Origin of the sequence: Synechococcus sp. WC101 (genome assembly GCF_047461555.1) — a bacterium.
Lineage (GTDB): Bacteria > Cyanobacteriota > Cyanobacteriia > Thermostichales > Thermostichaceae > Thermostichus.
The window spans coordinates 1-5,865 of sequence record NZ_JANSHG010000151.1 but is presented as its reverse complement, the minus strand read 5'-3'; the positions used below and the strand labels follow the sequence as shown (position 1 = coordinate 5,865).

At 63.3% G+C, this 5,865-nt stretch carries 7 protein-coding genes; 1 reads left to right on the top strand and 6 read right to left on the bottom strand.

Annotated features, from left to right (window positions below; all coding sequences use genetic code 11):
- A partial coding sequence (locus NW809_RS10185) for a cation:proton antiporter (RefSeq protein ID WP_414402054.1) occupies positions 1–1,756 on the top strand: 1,756 nt, incomplete at its 5' end.
- Here the strand turns inward: NW809_RS10185 and NW809_RS10180 are convergent.
- The 6 genes from NW809_RS10180 to tsaB form a co-directional block, all read right to left on the bottom strand.
- Positions 1,753–2,112 (bottom strand): gamma-glutamylcyclotransferase, encoded by a 360-nt coding sequence (locus tag NW809_RS10180; RefSeq protein ID WP_041438264.1) that lies wholly within the window; start codon positions 2,110–2,112, stop codon positions 1,753–1,755. The genes NW809_RS10185 and NW809_RS10180 overlap by 4 nt on opposite strands.
- A gap of 29 nt (positions 2,113–2,141) precedes the next feature.
- Positions 2,142–2,753 carry a glycerol-3-phosphate 1-O-acyltransferase PlsY gene (plsY, locus tag NW809_RS10175; protein ID WP_011430131.1) on the bottom strand — a complete coding sequence of 204 codons (612 nt, stop codon included), beginning with the start codon at positions 2,751–2,753 and terminating at the stop codon, positions 2,142–2,144.
- A gap of 24 nt (positions 2,754–2,777) precedes the next feature.
- Complete coding sequence (locus NW809_RS10170) at positions 2,778–3,815, bottom strand: DNA polymerase III subunit delta' (protein WP_414402053.1); 1,038 nt, start codon at positions 3,813–3,815, stop codon at positions 2,778–2,780.
- A 100-nt stretch (positions 3,816–3,915) separates the two neighbouring features.
- Entirely contained in the window at positions 3,916–4,395 is a 480-nt protein-coding gene (gene accB / locus NW809_RS10165) for an acetyl-CoA carboxylase biotin carboxyl carrier protein (protein WP_011430133.1), read from the bottom strand.
- Between the two features lie 67 nt (positions 4,396–4,462).
- Positions 4,463–5,020 carry an elongation factor P gene (gene efp, locus NW809_RS10160; RefSeq protein WP_011430134.1) on the bottom strand — a complete coding sequence of 186 codons (558 nt, stop codon included), beginning with the start codon at positions 5,018–5,020 and terminating at the stop codon, positions 4,463–4,465.
- 36 nt (positions 5,021–5,056) lie between these two features.
- Complete coding sequence (gene tsaB, locus NW809_RS10155; RefSeq protein WP_414402052.1) at positions 5,057–5,740, bottom strand: tRNA (adenosine(37)-N6)-threonylcarbamoyltransferase complex dimerization subunit type 1 TsaB; 684 nt, start codon at positions 5,738–5,740, stop codon at positions 5,057–5,059.
- Between the last annotated feature and the right edge of the window lie 125 nt (positions 5,741–5,865).

Genomic DNA, 5,865 nt, shown 5'->3' with positions numbered 1-5,865 from the left:
CGATTCCGCCGTCAGCACCCTGCTGGAGGGGGAAGGGGTGCTCATCGACCCCGTGGGGGCCATCTTGGCGGTGGTGGTGCTGCAGGTGGTGCTCTCCGGCCACCCCAGTTTCTTGCTGGCCCTAGAGCAGCTATCTAGCCGCTTGGCCATTGGGTCGGCGGTGGGGGCGCTGGGGGGCTGGCTGATGGGATCCTTCCTGCTCTGGTCGCGGCAGTTTTTGACGGAGGAGCTGCGCAACTCGGTGGTGCTGGCGGGGGCGCTGGGGGTGTTTGCCCTGGCCCAGTCGCTGCGCTCCGAGGCGGGTCTAATGGCGGTGGTGATGGCCGGGTTGGTGGTGCGGCAGAAGGCGGCCATTGCCGAGCGGAGCGTGCGCCAGTTTCACGGCCAGTTGGTGGTGATGGCCATCTCGGTGTTGTTTATTCTGCTGACTTCCACCCTCTCGCTCAAGGCGGTATTTGCGCTGGGGTGGGGAGCCTTGGCCACGGTGCTCTGCCTGATGCTGGTGGTGCGTCCTTTGAGCGTGTGGCTGTGTACCTGGCGCAGCGACCTGAATTGGCGGCAGAAGCTGTTTGTGGCCTGGCTGGCCCCCCGCGGCATCGTGGCGGCCTCGGTGGCTTCTTTGTTTGCCATTTTGCTCACCGAGCGGGGCATTACCGGGGGGGATGCCCTCAAGGCGCTGGTGTTTTTGACCATCTCGGTCACGGTGACGGTGCAGGGGCTGACCGCTGCCTGGGTGGCCCGCTGGCTGGGCTTGGATCAGGGGAGTTCTACGGTGATCATCGGCAACCATCCGCTGGTCGGCCAGTTGGCCCAGTTGCTGTGCTCCCTCAACCAGGCGGTGGAGGTGCTGCCGCTGCCGTCGGGATCCCGTCTGCGCGAGCGCACCGCCAATCTTCCCGCCGAGCTCAACGGCCACAAAGCCGGCCATACCTCAGGGACCCACCCCGCCAGCGGCAATGGCAGCTCCAAAGCCCTGCCGGTTCGCGTCAGCGGGACGGAGTCCTCAGAGGAACCTGGCCAGGTGCTGCCCGGATCTTTGCAGGAAGCCGTGCTGAGCGAGTCAGCCTTCTTGAAGGCCGATATCGACCATGCGGAAACTCTGTTGATCCTGACTTTGGATCCGCAGGTGAACTGGGCCATTGCCGAGCTGATGGTGAAGCTTTCGGTTTCTGCCGCCATCTGGACGGTGTTGCTGCCGGAGATGCCCATCTCGGAAGGGATCCGCACCCTGCCGATCCCTTTTTCCCAACTGCAGCGCTGGGCCAGCTACCTGGAGGCCAATCGGGCCGAGCTGCGCTCGATCACCCTGCCCACCCTGGCGGACCTGGGCCTGAAGCCCCCCCAATCCGCCGGGGCCTCGGCTCAGGAGTCGATCGCGGCAGCGCGCTCAGCGCTGCTCAACCCTTTTTCGGCCCAGATGGGGCTAGAGGATCCCACGTTGGAGCGGCTGCGGGATCAGTTCGCCTACCGCATCAAAGCCGATCTCTGCCTGCCTTTGTTGCTGGTGCGTCCGCAGCGTCTGGGAGGCTGGTTTGGGGAGAAGGGCAAGTCGTCCCAGGTCGGTCGGCTGTTCTACCTGCCGGAGCCGGGCATCTGGCGACGCGGAGATTGCATCTACTACCTGGAGCGCACGTCCAGCCCCGTAGAGGCCGTTGCTCCCTCTGCCAGAGAGTTGGATCCCCCAGAATGGGATCCACCCTCAGCCGAGCTACTGCCCCAGTATGTTGAGGGCGTCAAGCTCCACTTCGATCTCTAGGGGTCCCAGGGCAGCCAGCGGCCACTAGGAATGAGGGGACACCCCTGCACCTGCTCAGGCCGACCCAGATAAACCCAGGCAAAGGTGCCGCTCTCCAGTTGCACCCACTGCCGTTCGTATAGCCGCGGGTGGTCTTCCAGCTCATCTAGGCGGGGCAACAGGCCCAAGGGAATGCGGTAGCGCTCGCCGTAGAGCCGGTTGCGGCCAGGAACGGCCATCGGGTAGGGGCCGAGATCGTAGAGGTCGATGTGGTTGAGGCTGTCTGGGCCCAAAAACTCTGCCCCTTGCAGCAGGCTGTGGTACTGGCCGCCCCGCAGCAGGGATCCGTAGACAAAAACCACGGTGGAGGGTTCCATGTAAAGCTACGCAACTTTGACAACCGGGATCAGGGGGATTGGGCCCATTTTTGGCCGATGCGCGGCTCCGAGCCGGCCAGCAGGCGTTCGATGTTGCGGCGATGGGCAGCAATGACATAAACCCCCCCTGCCAAGGCAAACAGCAAATACGGCAGAGGCTGGCCCAGAGCCCACATCAAGAGCGGCGCCGCCACCGCCGCCAGCAGGGAGCTAAACGAGACGATGCGGGTGAGGGCGATCCCCAGCAGCCAGACACCGAAGGTAGCCAGGGCTACCGGCCAAGCCATGGCCAACAGGATCCCCAGGCTGGTGGCCACCGACTTGCCCCCCTTGAAGCCCAGCCAGCAGGAGCGGCTATGGCCGATCACCGCCCCCAGGGCCGCCACGACCACCCACCACGGCGAGCCCAGAGCTGATCCCAGCGCCACCGCTGCCGCTCCCTTGGCAGCGTCCACCAGCAACACCAGCAGCGCCGGCCCCTTGCCCACTGTCCGCAACACGTTGGTTGCCCCCGTTGAGCCGGATCCCGCTTGGCGGAGGTCGATCCCACCCCAGCAACGGCCCACCCAGTAGCCGGTGGGGATGGATCCCAGCAGGTAGCCTCCAAGGGCGGCAAGGAGGGCGGAAAGCCATGCAGGCATAGACACGTCTTGAACGCTCTCTCCTCACTTTGCCACAGGGCTTGGGTTGCCACTGCTGTCGAATCCGGCCAGGTTGACCTCCCAAGCAAGGCGCGGCTGCACAAATTGCAAAAGCTGTTGGCGAATCTGCTCCAGTTGCCGGATGGCCTGGCGGGATCCCTGCGCCCAGAACTGCTGCTGCAGATAGTCGATCAGCCACAGCTGCGCCGGCAAATCGAGAGCAGCCACTGCCCTAGCCACTTCCAGCGCCTGCCGCAGCGAGTGGGGCCAGCGTCTTAGGTGCTGCAGCAGTGACGGCGGAAGGCTTTGCAGGTGCTGCTGGGCGGCCAGCGCCCGTCCAGGGCTGCCTTGGGCTAGGGCAATTAGCTCAGAGCGAGGGATCCCGGGCAGCTCCGGGCAGCCCAAAGCTGTCAACACTTGCTCCATCTCTGCCGAGCTGAGGCGGCGAAACGGCACCATCTGGCAGCGGGACAGCAGCGTCGGTGGCAAAGGGTGGGGAAGGGGGGTAGGCGAGTGGTGGGAGGCGATAAGAACGATGTGGGCCGGCTCAGGCTCCTCCAGGGTTTTCAGCAGGGCATTGGCCGCACTTTCTGTCAGGGTTTCCGCTCCCTCCAGTACAACTAGCGAGCGGCGGGCGTGCATTGGCCTACGGGCACAGAAGCGAACCACTTCCTGCACCTGTTCCAGGCGAATTTGCGGCGGGGAGCGCCGCTGCAGAGCTTGTGCCTCCGGGGCGTCTGCTGCTATCAGGCGGCCCTGGTGGACATAGGTGGGGCTGACCCAGTGGAGATCGGGATGGGTGCCTGCGAGGAGCCAACGGCAGTTGGAGCACTGGCCGCAAGGGATCCCTGAGCTGGCCTCGCAGAAGAGGGCCTGGGCAAACCAGCGGGCCATCAGGCTCCGTCCCACCCCTTCTGGTCCCAAGAAACAGTAGCTAGAGGTCACCCGCCCCTTTTCCAAGGCCGCCACGAGCAGCCGCGCCGCCAGCTCCTGCCCGACGATGTGCTGGGGGGGCAGAACCGTGACTCCCTCAACCATCTCGGCAGCTCTGGGCTGAAGCATCGGCAAAGTTGCCTAGTCGCAGGCAAAGGTCGGCAAGAGAAATTGCCACAGCCCCTCCTCCACCAAGGGATCCCTCCCTATCTCTGCCCCAGCCTTGTTGTTAGCCGGTGGGATCCAGTCGCATTAAAACTTGGCCAAATTCCACCGGCTGGCCGTTGCTCACCAAAATCTCCCTCACCACGCCCGCCGTTTCAGCTTCTATCTCGTTCATCAGCTTCATGGCTTCGATAATGCAGAGAGTTTGGCCCTTGTTCACCCGTTGGCCAACCTGCACAAAATCCGTTTCTCCAGGGGCAGGAGCGCTGTAGAAGGTGCCCACCATCGGCGCCGTCACCTCCACCCAGTGGCTGGGGGCAGGCTTAGGAGCGCTCTCAGGAGGGGGAGCTTCTGCAGGGGAAGCAGGGGGGGGTTCTGGCGGCGGGGCAGCGGGCGGAGCAGCGGCAGCAGCAGCAAGGCCAGCCGGGATCCCTTTGCGCAGGGTGAGGCGGAAATCCTTGTACTCCAGGATTAGCTCGGTAACGTCGCTCTCCTGCAGAGCGGCCAGCAGAAGGCGAACTTCCTGCCAATTGACAACATCCAAGGGAAGATTACTCCTGATGCATCACCTGTCCACAACGGCAGCCCAGCGGCAAGAAGAGGGGGAGCCATCACTCGCGGCCTATATAGGTGTCGGTGCGAGTATCGACACGCACCCGTTCTCCCACCTTAATAAACAGAGGCACCTGGATCTCAGCGCCGGTCTCCAGCTTGGCGGGCTTGGTTCCCCCTGTTGCCGTATCTCCTCTCACGCCGGGGTCGGTTTCCACCACTTCCAAGACAACGGTGTTGGGCAGCTCCACATCGATCACCTGCCCCTTCCAGCGCAGGATGGCCACCTCCATGTTCTCTTTCAGGTATTTCACGGCAGAGCCGATTTGGGCAGCGCTGAGGGGAGCCTGTTCGTAGGTCTCCATGTCCATGAACACGAAATTGTCCCCTTCTGAATAGAGATACTGCATATTCACTTTTTCAATAGTGGCCGCGGGCAGCATCTCGCCGGCGCGGAAGGTTTTCTCCACAACGTTGCCGGTCTGCATATTTTTGAGCTTGGTGCGCACAAAGGCCGCGCCCTTGCCGGGTTTCACATGCAGAAACTCGATCACCTTGTAGGGAGCGCCATCAATTTCCACAGAGACGCCGGGGCGCAAGTCGTTGCTTGAGATCATGTCAGCACAGGGATCCGTTGCTCAGACTTCCCAATCTTACCCCGGCTGCGGGGCACTCCGATTCAGCTCTCTGAGATCAATGGGCGGCTGACGTCCGTAAAGAGGCAACACCGTCTGCCAGGAAGGGCGCAAGCCTGCTTGGAAGTCGGCGCGGGCCAGTTCCGCCAACGCCAGCACAGGTGCCGGATCCACCCAGTCGGCAGCATCGACGACCAGAGCCTGGGGCCACTGCCGCAGAACCTTCTGCCAAGACGCTTCTTCCCAGATCTGATCCGCCACTTCGGCAACCCAATGTTCTGGCCCCAGCCGGTACACGCCACCATACTGCTCCCCTCGCTTGGCGTCCATCTGCACCGCCACCGTCAGCGGCTGAGGCGGGGATCCCTGCTCCTGCCACACCTGGCGGGCGAGAACCGCCAAAGTCGAGTAGCCGAACACCGGAATGCGCAACTGCTGGCCCAACAGCCGCGCCACACTTACCCCCAAACGGCTGCCGGTAAAACTCCCCGGCCCCAGAGCGACAGCGATCCCCGCCATCTGCGACCAGTCCTGGCCGGCCAAGAACTCCTTCAGGCAAGGGTGCAACTGCGCCGCCATCTCCCGATCCAGCCACCAACTCCGGCTGCGGCTCTCCCCCAGCTTCTCCTCCAGCGGCAACACGGCCAAGCCCAGAACAGGCGTGGTGGTGTGGATCCCTAAAATCCAGCGGGGAACTGACATGGCCTCTCTCAGGATCAAGCGAGGTAGTTGACAGAACTTAACGGATGATTTAAGGTTAGGTTGTCAATCTTCGCGCTTCCTCAGGGAAGTTTGCCATCATGACCACTGTTATCCAACGTCGCTCA